Source organism: Intrasporangium sp., assembly GCF_040414665.1.
Classification (GTDB): Bacteria; Actinomycetota; Actinomycetes; order Actinomycetales; family Dermatophilaceae; genus Intrasporangium.
Window position 1 is genome coordinate 1 of the sequence record NZ_JBEDUL010000026.1, and the last position, 16,274, is coordinate 16,274.

At 70.2% G+C, this 16,274-nt stretch carries 14 protein-coding genes; 12 read left to right on the forward strand and 2 right to left on the reverse strand.

Annotated features, from left to right (window positions below; all coding sequences use genetic code 11):
- Window positions 1–260: 260 nt before the first annotated feature.
- The 10 genes from ABF401_RS03125 (at window position 261) to ABF401_RS03170 (ending at window position 11,009) form a co-directional block, all read left to right on the forward strand.
- Window positions 261–629 (forward strand): YciI family protein, encoded by a 369-nt coding sequence (locus ABF401_RS03125; protein WP_353508078.1) that lies wholly within the window; start codon window positions 261–263, stop codon window positions 627–629.
- 55 nt (window positions 630–684) lie between these two features.
- Complete coding sequence (locus tag ABF401_RS03130) at window positions 685–1,908, forward strand: ATP-grasp domain-containing protein (RefSeq protein ID WP_353508079.1); 1,224 nt, start codon at window positions 685–687, stop codon at window positions 1,906–1,908.
- The gene (locus ABF401_RS03135; protein ID WP_353508080.1) at window positions 1,898–2,866 is read left to right on the forward strand and encodes a Type 1 glutamine amidotransferase-like domain-containing protein; all 969 of its coding nucleotides are present in this window, start codon (window positions 1,898–1,900) and stop codon (window positions 2,864–2,866) included. Before ABF401_RS03130 ends, ABF401_RS03135 begins: the two co-directional genes overlap by 11 nt.
- Window positions 2,863–4,008, forward strand: a complete 1,146-nt coding sequence (locus ABF401_RS03140; protein WP_353508081.1) for an alpha/beta hydrolase-fold protein — start codon at window positions 2,863–2,865, stop codon at window positions 4,006–4,008. Before ABF401_RS03135 ends, ABF401_RS03140 begins: the two co-directional genes overlap by 4 nt.
- Before the next feature lie 322 nt (window positions 4,009–4,330).
- On the forward strand, window positions 4,331–5,056 hold the full coding sequence (locus ABF401_RS03145) for an esterase family protein (protein WP_353508082.1): 726 nt from the start codon (window positions 4,331–4,333) through the stop codon (window positions 5,054–5,056).
- Window positions 5,057–5,248: 192 nt separating this feature from the next.
- Window positions 5,249–7,063 (forward strand): ABC transporter substrate-binding protein, encoded by a 1,815-nt coding sequence (locus ABF401_RS03150; RefSeq protein WP_353508083.1) that lies wholly within the window; start codon window positions 5,249–5,251, stop codon window positions 7,061–7,063.
- Window positions 7,064–7,075: 12 nt separating this feature from the next.
- The gene (locus ABF401_RS03155) at window positions 7,076–7,684 is read left to right on the forward strand and encodes a nucleotidyltransferase family protein (protein ID WP_353508084.1); all 609 of its coding nucleotides are present in this window, start codon (window positions 7,076–7,078) and stop codon (window positions 7,682–7,684) included.
- A gap of 64 nt (window positions 7,685–7,748) precedes the next feature.
- On the forward strand, window positions 7,749–8,684 hold the full coding sequence (locus tag ABF401_RS03160; RefSeq protein ID WP_353508085.1) for an AAA family ATPase: 936 nt from the start codon (window positions 7,749–7,751) through the stop codon (window positions 8,682–8,684).
- On the forward strand, window positions 8,681–9,814 hold the full coding sequence (locus ABF401_RS03165) for a vWA domain-containing protein (protein ID WP_353508086.1): 1,134 nt from the start codon (window positions 8,681–8,683) through the stop codon (window positions 9,812–9,814). The genes ABF401_RS03160 and ABF401_RS03165 overlap by 4 nt, the downstream gene beginning before the upstream one ends.
- Window positions 9,807–11,009: an XdhC family protein gene (locus ABF401_RS03170; RefSeq protein WP_353508087.1), complete on the forward strand. Its 1,203-nt coding sequence runs from the start codon at window positions 9,807–9,809 to the stop codon at window positions 11,007–11,009. Before ABF401_RS03165 ends, ABF401_RS03170 begins: the two co-directional genes overlap by 8 nt.
- A 134-nt stretch (window positions 11,010–11,143) precedes the next feature.
- Here the strand turns inward: ABF401_RS03170 and ABF401_RS03175 are convergent, their stop codons facing one another.
- Window positions 11,144–12,085, reverse strand: a complete 942-nt coding sequence (locus ABF401_RS03175) for an NAD-dependent epimerase/dehydratase family protein (protein ID WP_353508088.1) — start codon at window positions 12,083–12,085, stop codon at window positions 11,144–11,146.
- Between the two features lie 95 nt (window positions 12,086–12,180).
- On the opposite strand from ABF401_RS03175, the gene ABF401_RS03180 reads away from it, so the two are divergent.
- Entirely contained in the window at window positions 12,181–13,098 is a 918-nt protein-coding gene (locus ABF401_RS03180; protein WP_353508089.1) for an RNA polymerase sigma-70 factor, read from the forward strand.
- A 100-nt stretch (window positions 13,099–13,198) separates the two neighbouring features.
- Window positions 13,199–14,800, forward strand: coding sequence for an MFS transporter (locus ABF401_RS03185; RefSeq protein ID WP_353508090.1), 1,602 nt, complete (start codon window positions 13,199–13,201; stop codon window positions 14,798–14,800).
- Window positions 14,801–15,141: 341 nt separating this feature from the next.
- Here the strand turns inward: ABF401_RS03185 and mgrA are convergent, their stop codons facing one another.
- Window positions 15,142–16,185 carry an L-glyceraldehyde 3-phosphate reductase gene (gene mgrA / locus ABF401_RS03190; protein WP_353508091.1) on the reverse strand — a complete coding sequence of 348 codons (1,044 nt, stop codon included), beginning with the start codon at window positions 16,183–16,185 and terminating at the stop codon, window positions 15,142–15,144.
- Window positions 16,186–16,274: the final 89 nt, after the last annotated feature.

Genomic DNA, 16,274 nt, shown 5'->3' on the forward strand with positions numbered 1-16,274 from the left:
GGGATCAGGCGGTCATGCAACCTCAGGTCGAGCACCCGGTCCCACGCAGCGCGGGCGGAAAGGGAGGTGTCGAGGCGGACCTCGAAGTGCACCATGTCGCGACCCTACGACAGCCAGCCGACGCGCAGGGGAGGGTCGGCAGGGAGCGAGCCCAGCGGCATACGGCACTATCCCAAATCACAGTGTCGAAAGCGGGAGGCGGCGTTCGACGGGAGCGTGACAGGGTGGGACCGGCCCAGCCCGTCACGAAGGAGACCGACATGCGATACCTCATGATTCACAAGCTGGACGAGAGCCTTCCGGAGGCCTGGAACCCGAGCCAGGAGTTCATCGAGAAGATGAACGCCTTCATCGGCGAGGTCCAGGCGTCTGGGATCCTGCTCGCCGCCGAAGGCGTCCACCAGAGCAGCGAGGGCGCGATGATCCGCAAGGACGCCAAGGGCCTCTCGGTCACCGACGGCCCGTTCACCGAGGCCCGGGAGGTCATCGGCGGCTTCGCCCTCGTCAACGTGGCCGACAAGGCCGAGGCGATCGAGATGGGGCGGCGCTTCGCGGACCTGTTCCCGGAGGTCAGTGTCGAGGTTCGCCGCGTCTTCGAGGAGACGGACTTCGACGAGCAGCCCCAGTGACGCCGAGCACCGGCAATCCGTGACGTCCACCCCACTGGCCCCTAGGGTCGGTGGGGTGAACATCATCTTCGTCGAGCCGGCCTTCCCCGCGAACCAGCGCCGCTTCGTCCACGCCCTCGCCTCGGTCGGGGCGGACGTCTACGGCATCGGCGAGTCCGATGAGGCCCACCTCGGGGACGACCTCCGCGGGGCCATGCGTGGTTACTACCGGGTCGGCTCGGTGACCAATGTCCAGCAGCTGATCGACGCCGTCCGCTTCTTCCAGGACAAGGTGTGGATCGACGCGCTCGAGGCGACGGTCGAGGCGCACACGATGCCGGCCGCACAGGCGCGAGAGGCGACGAACATCCCCGGCACGAGCGTGCGCACCACCTGGCTGTGCCGGGACAAGCCGTCGATGAAGGACGTGCTCCGCGCCGCCGGTGTGCCCACGGCCGCGTCCGCCGCGATCGACTCCTCGACTGAGGCGAAGGAGTTCGCGGACCGCGTCGGCTACCCGCTCATCGTCAAGCCCCGTGCGGGCGCCGGCGCCTCGGGCACGGTGCGCGTCGACAGCGACGACGACCTCGCGCGAGCGCTGCAGCGGTTCGGTGAGGAGGGCGCGACCTCGCTCGCCATCGAGGAGTTCGTCGAGGGGCACGAGGGCTTCTACGACACGATCACGCTGGACGGACGGGTCGCGCACGACTGGGTGACCCACTACTACCCCAACGTCCTCGAGGCGATGCGTCACCGGTGGATCTCGCCGCAGTTCATCACGACGAACCGGGTCGAGGGCAACCCCTTCTACCAGGAGGTGCGCGAGCTCGGTCGGCGCGTCATCGATGCCCTTGGCATCGAGACGTCGGCGACGCACATGGAGTGGTTCTACGGCCCGAAGGGTCTCCGGTTCTCGGAGATCGGCTGTCGCCCCCCGGGCGTGGGCGCGTGGGACCTCTACTCTGCCGCCAACGACGTCGACGTCTACCGCGAGTGGGCACACGTGATCGCCCACCGTCGCCTGGACCAACCGATGAAGCGGACGTATGCCGCTGGGATCGTCGCCCTCCGACCGGACCGGGACGGGGTGGTGACGGGCTACGACGGCATCGACGAGATCCAGCACCGCCTGGGCGAGTGGATCATCGACGGGCACTTCCCTGCGGTCGGGGAGGGGACCCAGCCGGTCGAGGCCGGCTACATGGCCAACGCCTATGTGCGGCTGCGCCACCCCGACTACGACGCCGCTCGGGCGATGCTCGACGACATCGGTCGCACCGTCAAGGTCCATGCCGGCTGACCTCCCTGGGCACCTGGTGACGACGATTCTTCTTGGGCCGCAACGGTTTACGACCACGGTGCAGGCGATCCTGCGCAGCCTTGACCGCGAGGGGCCGGTTGCGATGATCAACGCCGGGTGGGAGGAGCGCGAGTCAGAGGACGCCGAGCTGCGTGGGGTGCTCGACGATCGAGGGGTCAACCTCAGCCTGTACGGACGGGCCGTCGAGGCACTCGGCAGTGACCGGGACCTTCGCATCGCCATCCGCGAGCACCGCACTCGCCACGCGGAGCTGCGGGCGTTCTACGGCATCCGGCTGCAGGCCGCATGGGACACCGTCTTCGCCGTGATGCGCCGCACGTCGAAGGACGACATCGCCGCAGGCGCGCGGCGGTCCGCGACGCAGGCGCTCCGTGACGTCGACGACTGGTACGCCTACGAGGTCGCACGGATCGTCGAGACGACCGCGACCTCCGAAGTGGTCCAGTCGAGCGAGGCGTTGGCGCGCCAACGTCACGAGGTCGCCGAGATCGTCTCGGAGGCAGCGGTGGTGGCGGTAGCCGGGGGCCATGTCGGCATCCTCATGGAGACGCTCCGGCTGCTCGACGTCGTCATCCCGGTGCAGACGCCCGTGATCGCCTGGTCGGCGGGTGCGATGGCGGTGTGCGACCCGGTCGTGCTCTTCCATGACTTCGCGCCGCAGGGGGTCACGGCGCCGGAGGTCCATGACCGCGGCCTGGGGCGGTTGCGCGGGGTCATCCCGCTTCCCCATGCTCGGCGCCGCCTTGCGCTGGAGGATCGGGACCGAATGGCGCTCTTCGCCCATCGCTTCGCAACCCACCGCTTGGTGCCGCTCGACGACGGGACGATTGTCCGGTTCTCGGGTCAGGTCGGCGCGGGCGATGCGGCAACGGTCCTGCCCGAGGGCGCTCGGTACGTCAACAGCGACGGTGTGGTCGACACGTGGGGGGCCGCATGACTGCTCGGCTCGCCATCAACCGCCTGCGAGAGCGCTCGCCGCTCGACGGAGCCGCGGTCGACCGCTTCCTGACCCGCCATGGCTCGCCCATCATCGAGGGCGAGCGGGCGACCTTCATCTGGCGCGGCGAGGCCGACGGGGCCCAGGTGCGTCACCGGGTCGTCGGCCTGCCCGATCCGCTTGCGATGAAGCGGCTGCCCGGGACCGATCTGTGGGCGGTGACGACGGTCCTGCCGGAGGGATCGCGGGTCGAGTACCAGATCGAGGTCCGGCGTGGCGCGCGGCACGAGCAGTTCAACGACCCGCTCAACCCCCGGCTGGCGCACAGCCCGCTCGGGTCCTCGTCGGTCTGTGCCAGCCTCGGCTACGAGGTGCCGGACTGGGTGCGGTTCGATCCGGAGGCGAGGCCCGGCACGCTCGTCGAAGAAGGCATGCGCAGCAAGGCGCTGCGACGCGAGCAACGCTTCCACGTCTACCTGCCGGCCCGGTTCAACCGAGCGCTGAGATATCCGCTGCTCGTCGTCCACGACGGCACCGACTACCTCAACTTCGCGGCGATGAAGACGGTCCTCGACAACCTCATCCACCGCCTCGACGTGGACCCGCTCGTGGCGGTCTTCGTCCCGCCGGGGGATCGACTGCGTGAGTATGCGAACCACGCCCCCCATGCGCGGTTCATCGCCCGCGAGCTCGTGCCGCTCCTCCTGGAGCGGCTGCCGCTCGTCGACTCTCCGGAGGCCCGCTGCCTCATGGGGTCGAGCTTCGGGGGGATCGCGTCGCTGTCGACGGCGGTTCGCTACCCGGGGTTCTTCGGCTCGCTGCTGCTCCAGTCCGCGTCGCTCGTCTTCACTGACATCGGCTTCGAGCACGGTGGCGGCCCGGCCTTCGACCCGGTGGTCAAGTTCGTCAACCGCTACCGGACGCGGCCGACCGCTGTGGTCGACCGGATCTACCAGTCCTGCGGGGTCTACGAGCCCCTCATCACCCCGAACCGGTCGATGGTGCCCGTGTTCCGGCAGACCGGGATGGCAGTCCGCTATGTCGAGGCCCGCGATGGCCACAACTGGGAGAACTGGCGTGACCGGCTCGGCGACGGGTTGTCCTGGCTCTTCCCCGGACCGCAGAAGTTCGTCTACGAGTAACTGGGCGCTGCGCCGGAGCGGTTAACCGCTCGCGTGCACCCAACCCCCCGCGGCCGGCGGGCTCACATCGTGCTCCGCCTCGCGGAGCAGAATACGAGCGCGCGGGTGGGGGGTCGCTTGGGGGCAGATCGGCCTATCGCTGCCTGACTCGTATCCTGCTCCGCGAGGCGGAGCAGGATCCGATGCGGCTGGGTGTCTGGCCGCTCATCCGGCGCCTCCCCTGAGCTGCGCGAGCGACGGAGCGCCACTCCGGGGTGCCGTTGGCGTGGACCGCCACGGCACTGCGTGGTTGAGTTTGCGCAACCGGGAGAGAGGAAGCGCGATGAAGACGAGCGACCGTTGGCACTCCGACCGGCTCCGGACGGAGATCACCGTGGCCCGCTGGGGCACCTACGGTGTGCCGGTCCTGCTCTTCCCGACTGCTGGCGGGGATGCCGAGGAGGTCGAGCGGCACAAGATGGTGGCCCATCTCGCCCCGCTCATGGACGCAGGCCGGGCCAAGGTCTACTCCTGCGACAGCGTGGCCGGCAAGGCCATGGCAGAGCGCTCCGGGAGTCCCGACCAGCTGATGGCCCTGTTCAACCTGTTCCACCAGGCCGTCGCCGAGGAGATCATCCCCGCGATCCACAGCGACTCCGGCGGACGGCTGCCGGTCGTCGTTGCCGGGGCGTCGATCGGGGCATTCAACTCGCTCGCGATGATCTGTCGGTACCCCCACCTGATCAGCTCCGCGGTCTGCATGAGCGGGACCTACGGGATCGAGAAGTTCATCGGCGGCCGCTTCACCGACGACCTCTACTTCAGCTCGCCGCTCCACTTCCTGCCCGGTCTCGAGGGGCACGGACTCGATACCCTGCGCCAGCGCATGGTCGTCTTCGCCTCGGGCAGCGGCGCCTGGGAGGACGTGGGCGAGTCCTGGGCGGCCGCGAAGGTGCTGGGGGCCAAGGGCATCCCCAACAGGGTCGACGACTGGGGTCCCGGCTACGAGCACGACTGGCCGACGTGGTGGGAGATGCTGCCGCTCTACCTCGACGACCTCCTGCCCTGACCTCACCGTTGCACGCGTAGTCGTGCCGGCACCCTGGGCGACCTGGGTATGGGATGGCTGTTAGTGCCCATGAGCGCGTCACGCCGCCACGGTTAGGATGGCCACGCCGACAGGGGGCCGAGTGGCTGCCTGTGTCGCCCCTCGCCCCGCCTCTTCGAGGCTGGTGGTGTCTCCATCGAAGAGGACCTGTCAATGCGTCGATCCCGCACCGCGCTCGCGGGCGTCGGCATACCCGTGGTCACGGCGCTGCTCCTCGGCGCGTGCACGGCGACCGCTCAACCCGTGCTCCCTCCGACGCCGTCGGCGGCGACTGCCACTGCCACCGGCGCGGGCACCCCGACCCCGACCACAACTCCGGTCGAGCGACCCCCGCTCGTCGTCGAGACGCTGTTCGACTTCACGTCCCTCGATCCGTCCACCCTGGTTGAGCGCAGCGGTCGCCTCGTGGCCGACGCGGTCTACGAGACGCTGACGACGCTCGACCCCGAGGATCCGACGACCGTCCGTCCGGGGCTCGCGGAGTGGACCACGTCTCCCGAGCGCACCTGGCTGACCCTGCGCCTGCGGCCGAACGTGACGTTCTCGGACGGGAGCCACATCACCTCGGACGACGTCATCTACACCCTCTCTCGGGCCCGCCGTCTCGGTGGGGCCGCGGCTCAGCTCCTCGGTCCGATCAGCCTGACGAAGGTCGACGACCGTACCCTGACCGTGACCTCCCCCCACACGAACTTCGCCCTGCCCGCTGTGCTCGCCAACCCGGCCTTCGGCATCCTCAACGCCGACGTCGTCAAGGCCAACGGCGGACCCGTCAGGCCCGGTGACGCCGCGACGACGTGGCTGACGTCCCACTCCGCCGGATCGGGCCCGTACGTCATCGACGGGGTCGAGCCGGGCCGCTCGATCACGCTCAAGCCGAACCCGAACTGGGCTGGCGACCCACCAGAGTTCAGCGACGTCATCATCCGCAACGCGACACCGGCCCGGCAGGCGCAGGACATCGAGAGCGGCGCGGCCGACATCGTGCTCGACCTGCCGCCCGACCGCGCCGACGCCATGCAGCTGCGGCCTGCGGTGTCCAGCGTCGCCATCACGTCGCAGACCTCACCCACCCTCGCCTTTCTGCTCCTCAACGACGACCGGGCGGTGAACGCCTGGACGGGCGACCCGGACTTCGTCACTGCCGTGCGGCTGGGAATCGACATCCAGGCGATCACCGAGGCGGCTGGCGCCGGCGCCACCCCTGCACTCGGCCTCGTGCCTCGCGGCCTCCCCGGGGCCTTCGAGCCGCCAGCTCCCCCGCCGACCACGTCGCCGGCACCGACCACACCGACGACGCCGGCCACCCCAAGACCGCCGGTCACGCGGCCGCTGACGACGCCCGGGACCCCGAGGTCGGCGCGCTCGACCACGCCTGCGCCCACCGGCACGGCAGCACCCATTCCGACTGCGACACCGACCGCTCCCCCGGTCCGCGACCTCACCGCCGCGAAGGCCGCGCTGGCCCGCTCTGGCTACCGAGGCGCCCCCATCCGCCTCTCCTACGCGAGCGACCGCCCGGTCCACGGCATCGACCTCGGCGTCGTCGCCAGGGCGATCCGGACTCAGCTGGCCCAGATCGGGGTCCGCGTCACCCTTGCCCCGGCGCCCATGGCGAAGGCCCTGGCCGACTACGAGAAGGGCACGAACGCCATGGGCCTCTGGAGCTGGACGCCCCCGTATGTCGATGCCGAGGCCGCCCTCGCGTTCGGACCGGGCGGCCTCGTCGCGAACCGGGCCCGCTGGGTACGCGGCGCGAACTCGGCCATGGACGCGCTGACCGCACAGACCCGCAGCTCCTACGGCGACGACCGTCCGGGCGCGTTCGCGCGGTGGCAGCTGCAGATGAGCCAGTTCGGCCCGTTCGTCCCCTTGTTCCAGCCCGCCGCCCACCACGCCCACGGTGACCGCGTGACCGAGGTGCCGCTCACGCCGCTCGGCATCATCGACCTCGCCAGCGTCCGTTAGGACGACTCCCGTATGCCGCTGAGCCCGCTCCCGCCCGTCCGTGGCCTCGTGCTCGCGGCTGGGTCGGGCAGCAGGATGGGCCGGCCAAAAGCCCTTGTCCATCCCCGTCCGGATGCGCCGACCATGGTGGAGCGCGCGGTCGACGCCCTCGTCGGAGGCGGTTGTGGCGGGGTGACGGTGGTCGTCGGTGCTGCGGCCGACGAGGTGGTGGCGGTGCTCGACGAGACCTCATGGGAGGTCGACGTCGTGACGTGCGAGAACTGGTCCGAGGGGATGGGGGCATCGCTGCGGGCCGGCATTGCGGCAATGACTGTCAGGACCGACGTCGAGGCGGTCCTCATCAGCCTGGTCGACCTACCGGACGTCGGCCCCGCCGTGGTCCGACGCATCCTGGACACAGCGTCGGGCGACTGGCGCTCGGCGCTGGGCCGAGCGGCCTACGGCGGCGTTCCCGGTCATCCCACACTCATCGGGCGGGACCACTGGGCGGCAGTCATCGAGGTTGCCCGGGGCGACCGGGGGGCCCGGGACTATTTCCGCGCGCACGACCACCGACTGGTCGAGTGCGGCGATCTCGCGACCGGACAGGACGTCGACTTCCCGGCAGATCTCGACAGGTGAGCGGGCGCAGACGTGTCGTGGTGCTGTGCTTCCACGTTTCGCGTTTGTCGGCAATGCTCAGGTCATGGACACCGTTTCCGAGCGCGTCAGCGGGCCTGGTCCGCGGCGGCTGCCTGCAGAGACGTTCGCCAGCCCGAGCGACGTCGCGGCGGCCCTCGGAAGGACCGGCTACCTCGCTGACGACGCGCTTGCGACGGTGGCCTTCCTCGCGATCCGGATGGGTCGCCCGATCCTGCTCGAGGGCGAGCCCGGCACCGGCAAGACCGCGCTCGCCGAGGCGCTCGCCGAGTCCCTCGACCTCGAGCTGATCCGCCTCCAGTGCTACGAGGGAATCGACGCCACCCAAGCGCTCTACGACTGGGACTTCCCACGCCAGATCCTGCACCTGCGGACGGTGGAGGCGCTGTCGCGCGATGCGCGACGTGACCCGAGGGAGCTCGAGAACGAGCTGTTCGACGAGCGGTTCCTCCTCGCCCGGCCGGTGCTCAGAGCGCTGCGCAGGTCCCCGTGCGTGCTGCTCATCGACGAGATCGACCGTGCGGATGACGAGTTCGAGGCGTTCCTGCTCGAGGTCCTCTCGACGTGGCAGGTCACCGTCCCGGAGGTTGGCACCATCGCGGCGACGACCCCGCCGATCGTCGTCCTCACCTCGAACCGCACTCGCGAGCTGCACGACGCCCTCAAACGGAGGTGCCTCTACCACTGGATCGACCACCCCGGGCTGGCGCGCGAGCTCGACATCGTCCGGACCCGCCTGCCTGACGTGCCACCGGTCCTCGCCGAGCAGGTCGTCGGGGTCATCCAACGGCTGCGCAACGAGGCCGGCCTGATCAAGCCGCCCGGAGTGGCCGAGACGCTCGACTGGGCGCGCGCGCTCGTGGCACTCGGGGCCGCCACGCTCGATCCCGAGGTCGCCGCGGCCTCGCTCGGCTCGGCCGTCAAGTACCGAGAGGACGCGGAACGCGTGCGGGCGATGCTCGAGCGGGTGCTGACGGGATGACGACGGTCGAACTACCGCAGGCTCGCTGGGCGGCCGAGGAGTGGCTGCTCGGCTTCGCCCGCGCGCTGCGCGCTGCCGGGCTCCCGGTGACGGCCGACCGTGAGCGGACCTTCCTGCTTGCTCTGACCGAGGTCGGCCTCGGCGAGCGGCGGCAGGTCTACTGGACCGGCCGCGCCACCCTGACCTCGTCCCCGGCGGACGTCGAACGCTATGACCAGGTCTTCACGTCGTGGTTCAACGCCGAGCAGCCCAAGCAGACGAGGCGGGTCGAGCGGGAGGCTCCGCCCGCCGCGCAGGCCGGGTTGGAGGACGCTGGAAGTGCTTCGGGCGAGGACCCCGGCGAGGAGCTGGTCCGTGCCCGTGCCAGCGGCCAGGAGATCCTGCGGCACCGCGACCTCGCGACCCTGAGCATCGAGGAGCGGCAGGCGCTCGCTCGCCTCTTCGGTCGACTCCAGCCGCGGACCCCCCGCCGCCGCGCCCGGCGCCACGTGCGATCGCGCCTCGGTGCGGTCGACGGGCCGGCCACGCTGCGCGAGCAGCTCCGCCGGATGGGCGAGCCGGGCCGCATCCATCACCGCACCCGGGGCTCGCGCCCGCGCCGGGTCGTGCTGCTCCTCGACGTCTCGGGCTCGATGAGCTCCTATGCCGACAGCCTGCTGCGGCTCGCTCACGCCTTCGTGCAAGCGGCCGGACCCCGCGGTTCCGTCGAGGTGTTCACCATGGGCACGCGCCTCACCCACGTGACCCGCGCGTTGCGCGAGCGCGACCCGGATCGGGCGCTCGTGGCGGCCGGGGAGGCCGTCCCGGACTGGTCGGGCGGGACGCGGCTCGGCGAGTCCATCGGCGCCTTCCTCGATCGCTGGGGGCGTCGGGGCATGGCCAGGGGTGCGGTGGTTGTTGTCTTCTCCGACGGTTGGGAGCGTGAGGGTCCGGAGCTGCTCGGCGAGCAGATGCGGCGCCTGGCAGCCCTGGCCCACCGGGTGGTCTGGTCGAACCCGCACCGCGGCAAGACCGGGTACCAGCCGGTGCAGCAGGGCATCGCCGCCGCTCTTCCGCACATTGACGACTTCGTCGCGGGCCATTCGTTCGCGACGTTCGAGGAGCTGATCGAGGTGGTGGCCCGTGCGTGAGGTGCTCAAGGAGCTGATGGGCTGGTGGGACGCCGGCGAGACCGTCGGGGTCGGCACGGTCGTCGGGACGTGGCGGTCCGCGCCGCGCCAGCCCGGGGCATCGATGCTCGTGGGCCCGGGTGGCGAGGCCGTCGGTTCCGTGTCCGGTGGATGCGTCGAAGGCGCCGTCTACGAGCTCGGCCAGGAAGTCGTCGACACCGGCACCCCCGTCCTCCAGCGCTACGGCATCAGCGACGACGACGCCTTCGCGGTCGGGCTGACCTGCGGTGGCATTCTCGACGTCTACGTCGAGAAGGTGTCCAAGGACACCTTCCCGGAGCTCGGTGCCGTGGTGGCCGACATCGAGACCGGCCGCCCGGTTGCGGTCGCCACGGTGATCGAGCACCCGGACCCGGCCTGGCTCGGTCGGCGCCTCGTCGTCCATCCCGAAGCGGTGGAGGAGGAGGGCACCCGAGGGAACGCCGGCGCGGAAGCCGGCTCAGCGGCATACGGAAGCATGTCGTTGGGCAGCGCTCGGGCTGATGACGCCGTGCGCGACGACGCCCAAGGCCTGCTCGCGCAGGGGCGCACGGCGACGTTGAGCTACGGGCCCGACGGCGAGCGCCGGGGCGAGGGCATGCGCGTCTTCGTCCAGGTCCACGCGCCCAAGCCGCGGATGCTCGTCTTCGGCGCAATCGACTTCGCGGCGGCCGTGGCCCGCGTCGGCAGCTTCCTCGGGTATCACGTCACCGTCTGTGACGCGCGTCCCGTCTTTGCGACCAAGACCCGCTTCCCGGCTGCGGACGAGGTCATCGTGCGCTGGCCGCACGAGTACCTCCGTGAGGAGGTGGAAGCGGGGCGCATCGACGGCCGGACCGTGCTCGCCGTGCTGACCCACGACCCGAAGTTCGACGTGCCCCTGCTCGAGGTGGCGCTGCGCCTGCCGGAGGTGGCCTACATCGGGGCGATGGGCTCCCGGCGCACGCACGAGGACCGGCTCGAGCGACTGCGCGAAGCTGGTCTCACGGACGAGGAGCTGGGCCGCATGTCCTCGCCCATCGGCCTCGACCTCGGGGCGCGGACGCCGGAGGAGACCGCGGTCTCCATCGCCGCCGAGATCATCGCCCTTCGCTGGGGCGGTCAGGGCGAGCGGCTCACCGAGCTGGCGGGGCCGATCCACCACCATCACCCGGCACATGAGGAGTCCCCCAGCTGAGGTGGGCGTGGCGCACAGGTCGCGTTTTCAGGAAGTCCCCAGCCCAGCGGCACACACCGGTGCCGTACGCCGCTGGGGCGCGGCTTCGGCACATCGCGGGCGCCGGGTTCACGAAACAACCGGCCACGGTGGGTTCAGAGCCCCTCGGCGAAGCCCTCCCGCCAGCTGGGGTAGCGCAGCGTCCAGCCGAGCTCACGCTTGGCCTTGGCGTTGGACGACCCTCGGGCGTTGGTCATCATGTTGACGCCGTGCTCGCCGATGAGCAGACGGGCCAGCCAGGTGGGCACGTGGCGCGGCGGCGGCGCATCGAGCTCGCGGGCCAGCGCCGGGAGCCAGTCGGCGACAGCGACCGGCTCGTCGTCGCAGATGTTGTAGAGGCCTGGGTTACCGCGTTCGACGGCGGCTACCGTCGCAGCGGCCGCGTCGACGGTGTGGGCGAACGACCACAGGCCCGCGCCGCTGCCCACGACCGGAAGCCTGCGCTTGAGGATCAGGTCGACCATCGCGCTCTGCTCGCCGCGCGCCATGCCCGTGCCCGGCCCGTAGAAGCCGCCATAGCGCAGGACCAGCCCTTCGAGGTCGGTCTGCGCGGGCACCGTCTGCTCGATGAAGCGCATCGCGTCGAGGCTCTCGCGGGCCTCCCGCCCGACGTGCGGGTCCAAGGGCGTCAACTCGTCGGCCAGGCCGGTACCGCTGCGATCGTTGGTCCAGCCGGTGTAGCTCTGCGCGATGAACCGGGTCACCCCATTGGCCCGGGCGGCCTCGAGCAGGTGCCGGGTGGCCTCGGTGCGCAGCCGGTTCGTCGCGGCGAAGTCCCGGTCGAAGTGCTTCGGGTTGATGCCGCCGCTCAGAGCTGTCAGCTCATGGATGATGACGTCCGGCTTGGCCTCTTCAACGGCGGTCAGGACTGAGCTGCGATCGAGGCCGTCCATCCGGATCGGCGTCGCTCCGGCCGTGGTGATCGCAGCCGTGTTCCCCGATCGCGTCGTGCCGAAGACCTGGTGTCCGGCCGCGACGAGGGCTGGGGTGAGGCTGTGGCCGAGGGCGCCGCTGGCGCCGGCGAGGAGGACTCGCATGATGGCTCCTTCGTTGTTGGGATTCCGTGTCTGTATGTCCCCTCCGACGAGGCGCGGCGGCCTGATGTGACAGTGCCCATGGAATCCTTGAGCCCGTGACTGTCATCGCGGAATCTCATGACGAGATACGTCCACTGATGTTCTCGATCGCCTACCGGATGCTCGGGAGCGTCGTCGAGGCGGAGGACGTCGTCCAGGAGGCGCTCCTTCGGATGACGCGCGCCACCGCGGAGGGCGAGGAGCCGAGGAACCTCGACGCCTGGGCGACGACGGTGACCACGCGGCTCGCCATCGACACGCTCCGTTCGGCCCGGATGCGACGGGAGTCGTACGTCGGCACGTGGCTGCCCGAGCCGCTCCTCGGAAACGGCGAGGACGACCCTGCCCATCGGGTCGAGCTGGACGAGTCGGTGTCGGTCGCGATGCTCGTGCTCATGGAGACCCTGACGCCGCACGAGCGGGCGGTCTTCATCCTCCGTGAGGCGCTCGGCTACGACTATGCGGACATCGCCACGATCGTCGAGCAGTCGGAGGCGACCTGCCGGCAGCACTACTCGCGGGCGCGCAAGCACCTCGAGGCGGGCACGCCGCGGTTCGAGGCCTCGGCCGAGCGGAGGGACGAGCTGGCCGCAGCGTTCCTCGAGGCGGTCAAGGGTGGTGGGCTCGAGGACCTCGAGCGGCTCCTCGCCGATGACGTCGTCTTCTGGGCGGATGGCGGTGGCAGGGCGCCGGCGATCGTCCGACCGATGCACGGTGCGGTGGCCGTGGCCCGCTTCCTCGCCGGGCTGGTGCGGCGGGGTGGTCCGCTGGGCGTCCGCCTCGAGGCCGCCAACGTCAACGGCGGGCCGGGAATCCTCACGATCGGCCCGTCGGGAGAGCTGCTGGGCACGCTCGCCGTCGAGTTCGACGGCGACGGCCGCGTCGTCGGGCTGCGCAACCAGATCAACCCCGACAAGCTTCGCCACCTCGGGCAGGTCGGGGACCTCAACGCCCTGATGCGCGGCGACGTATGACGGCGATCATCCCCGAGGGGTGATTCGGCTCCCGACCGGATTCCGTACGGTCGCAGCACGACGGTCTCTGGTCCGCTCCCTCAGAGGGAGGTTTGTCCTCATGCAAGATCAACCTGCGACTGCAGACGATCGGCGGGAGAGCTCCAGGGATCGCCGCCTGATGCTGCTGCTCGCCATGGCGATGTTCGTCCTCGTGGTCGACACCTCCCTCATGAACGTGTCGATCTCGGCGGTGGTCAGGGACCTCGATACGACCGCCAGTGGCGTGCAGTCCGCAATCGCACTCGAGGCACTGGTCTCGGCGGCCTTCATCTTGATCAACAGCAAGGTCGGTGACCTGATCGGCCGCAAGCGTGCCTACGTCCTCGGACTCATTGGATACGCCATCGGTGCGGTGGCCATGACCCTGGCGCAGAGCCTGACCGCCATCGTCATCTTCTGGGCGATCATCGGCGGACTCGGTGCGTCGTTGCTCCTGCCGGCCATGCAGTCCCTCATCCACGGCAACTTCACCGGTGCCGCGCAGCGGCAGGCCTACGCGATGGTGGGGGCGTCGGCGGCGATCGCCGCCGCGGTGGGCCCGCTGCTCGGTGGCGTCGTCACGACCTATCTGTCCTGGCGAGTCGGCTTTGCCCTCGAGGCCGTGATCATCGCGGTCGTCCTCAGCCGGATCCAGCTGGTCCGCGACGTTCCATACACCGGCTCGCGCCGAATCGACCTCGTCGGGGCTCTCCTCTCCGTGGTCGGCATGGGTGGGGTCGTGCTCGGGATTCTCGTCTGGCAGGAGGGCGGGGAGCGCGTCGGGCTGCTCATGGCGATCGGAGCCGTGGCCCTGGCGGCCCTGGCCTGGTGGCTCATCCACCGCAAGCGGGCGCAGCGGGTGACGCTCCTCGAGCCGGACCTGTTCCGGCATCCCAACTTCACCGCGGGCGTCACCGGTCAGATGCTCCAGCAGATCACGCTGGGCGGCGCGATGATCGCGCTGCCGCTCTACTTCCAGATGACCTTGGAGTACAACGCCATGCAGGCCGGCCTCTCGTTGGCCCCGCTCTCGCTCACCATGTTCGCCGCTGCCCTGATCGCCGGGCGGAAGGCCGGGGACCGACGTCCCGCCGCCATCATTCGCGCCGGGTTCCTGCTGGCCAGCATCGGGATCGCGATCATCATCCCGTTCGTCCCACGAGCGAACAGTGGCTGGGCGACCGCGATTCCGCTCGTGATCACCGGCGCCGGGTTGGGCCTGCTGGTGTCCCAGCTCAACAACTACACCCTCGCCCCCGTCGAACCGGAGCGGATCAGCGAGGCCGCCGGTGTGAACTCAGCGGCAGGCTCCTTCGGGCTCTCGTTCGGGCTCGCGATGGCCGGTGGACTCCTGCTCGCCGCCCTGTCGTTCAGCTTCACGAACCTCACCGAGAACAGCACGGTGATCCCGCCAGCCCAGCAGCAACAGATCGCCGCCGCGCTCGAGGAGAATGCCGAGGTCATGAGCAACACCGCGCTGTCCGAGCGGATCACCGGCCAGTCGCCGGAGGTGGAGGCAGCGGTCCTGGAGATCAACACCGATGCTCGCAACCGCTCGCTGCAGGTCGCCCTTCTCGTGCCACTGCTGGCTGGTCTGGCCGGACTCGCCAACTCGTTCCGGATGATGCGCCTTCCCGACCTGAAGCCGGCCGCGCCGCTCGAGGGAATGGACCTCGGCTGAGTTGCGCACGCAACCTGGCCATCCATTCGCGCCGCCCTCCTGGTCGAGTGTGCAGTAGACGCCGCAGACGGCGGCGCTCTCCCGGCGGCACGTACTGCACACTCGACGAGGAACTCACCCCGCCGGGAGGGTTGGGAACGTCGGGAGCCGGCACAGCGGCATACGGAATTGGCCGTATGCCGCTCAGCTCAGTTGCGCACGCAACCTGGCCATCGGCTCGCGCCGCCCTCGTGGTCGAGTGTGCAGTAGACGCCGCAGACGGCGGCGCTCTCCCGGCGACACGTACTGCACACTCGACGTGGAACTCACCCCGCCGCGAGGGCTGGGACCGCGCGCGGCGCTCAGTAGGTGCTGGAGCGCTTCCAGAGGTTGATGCCGGCCTCGACCGCGTGCTCATCGATGCGGTTCAGCTCGTCCGTCGAGAAGTCGAGCCCGTCCAGGGCGCCGAGGCTGTTCTCGAGCTGCTCGACGCTCGAGGCGCCGATGAGGACCGAGGTGACGCGTTCGTCGCGCAGGGCCCAGGCCAGGGCGAGCTGGGCTAGGGACTGGCCGCGCGACTGGGCCAGGTCGTTGAGGGCGCGGACGTGCCGCAGCGACTCGTCCGTGAGCAGGTCGGGGCTGAGGGACTTGCCCTGCGCGGCCCGGGAGCCCTCCGGGATCCCGCCGAGGTACTTGTCGGTGAGCATGCCCTGGGCCAGGGGCGAGAAGGCGATGCACCCGACACCCTCGTCGCCGAGCACGTCGAGCAGCCCTTCCTCGATCCACCGGTTGAGCATCGAGTAGCTCGGTTGGTGGATGAGCATGGGGGTGCCCAGCTCGCCGAGGATCTCGACCGCCTCGCGCGTCCGGGTGGCCGAGTACGAGGAGATGCCGGCATAGAGCGCCTTGCCCTGCCGCACGGCGGTGTCGAGCGCGCCCATCGTCTCCTCGAGCGGCGTCGTGTCGTCGAATCGATGGGAGTAGAAGATGTCGACGTAGTCGACCCCCATGCGGGCGAGCGACTGGTCGAGGGACGAGAGGAGGTACTTGCGGGAGCCGCCGCCCTGGCCGTACGGACCGGGCCACATGTCGTAGCCGGCCTTCGTCGAGAGGATCAGCTCGTCGCGGTAGCGCCTGAAGTCCTGCGCGAAGATCATGCCGAAGTTGCGCTCCGCGGATCCGTACGGCGGTCCGTAGTTGTTCGCGAGATCGAAGTGGGTCACGCCGAGATCGAACGCACGACGCAGGATGGCCCGCTGCCGGTCGAGGGGAACGTCGTCCCCGAAGTTGTGCCAGAGACCCAAGGAGATGGCGGGGAGGTCGAGGCCGCTCGCCCCGCAGCGCCGGTAGGTCATCGAGTCGTAGCGAGAGCGTGCTGCCTGGTAGTCATCGGCATGGAACGTCATGCGCTCAGTCTGCCGGGTGCGGGAGTGCTGGCAGGTGGGGGTGCGCCGGGAAGTGAACTCAGCGGCATACGGCAGCGTCGTTCGAGGTA

Bases quoted from the DNA above. Each gene is read 5' to 3' on its own strand.
- ABF401_RS03125 (WP_353508078.1), top strand. From the start codon at position 261: ATGCGATACCTCATGATTCACAAGCTGGACGAGAGCCTTCCGGAGGCC.
- ABF401_RS03135 (WP_353508080.1), top strand. From the start codon at position 1,898: ATGCCGGCTGACCTCCCTGGGCACCTGGTGACGACGATTCTTCTTGGG.
- ABF401_RS03140 (WP_353508081.1), top strand. From the start codon at position 2,863: ATGACTGCTCGGCTCGCCATCAACCGCCTGCGAGAGCGCTCGCCGCTC.
- ABF401_RS03145 (WP_353508082.1), top strand. From the start codon at position 4,331: ATGAAGACGAGCGACCGTTGGCACTCCGACCGGCTCCGGACGGAGATC.
- ABF401_RS03150 (WP_353508083.1), top strand. From the start codon at position 5,249: ATGCGTCGATCCCGCACCGCGCTCGCGGGCGTCGGCATACCCGTGGTC.
- ABF401_RS03155 (WP_353508084.1), top strand. From the start codon at position 7,076: ATGCCGCTGAGCCCGCTCCCGCCCGTCCGTGGCCTCGTGCTCGCGGCT.
- ABF401_RS03160 (WP_353508085.1), top strand. From the start codon at position 7,749: ATGGACACCGTTTCCGAGCGCGTCAGCGGGCCTGGTCCGCGGCGGCTG.
- ABF401_RS03165 (WP_353508086.1), top strand. From the start codon at position 8,681: ATGACGACGGTCGAACTACCGCAGGCTCGCTGGGCGGCCGAGGAGTGG.
- ABF401_RS03175 (WP_353508088.1), bottom strand. From the start codon at position 12,085: ATGCGAGTCCTCCTCGCCGGCGCCAGCGGCGCCCTCGGCCACAGCCTC.
- ABF401_RS03185 (WP_353508090.1), top strand. From the start codon at position 13,199: ATGCAAGATCAACCTGCGACTGCAGACGATCGGCGGGAGAGCTCCAGG.
- mgrA (WP_353508091.1), bottom strand. From the start codon at position 16,185: ATGACGTTCCATGCCGATGACTACCAGGCAGCACGCTCTCGCTACGAC.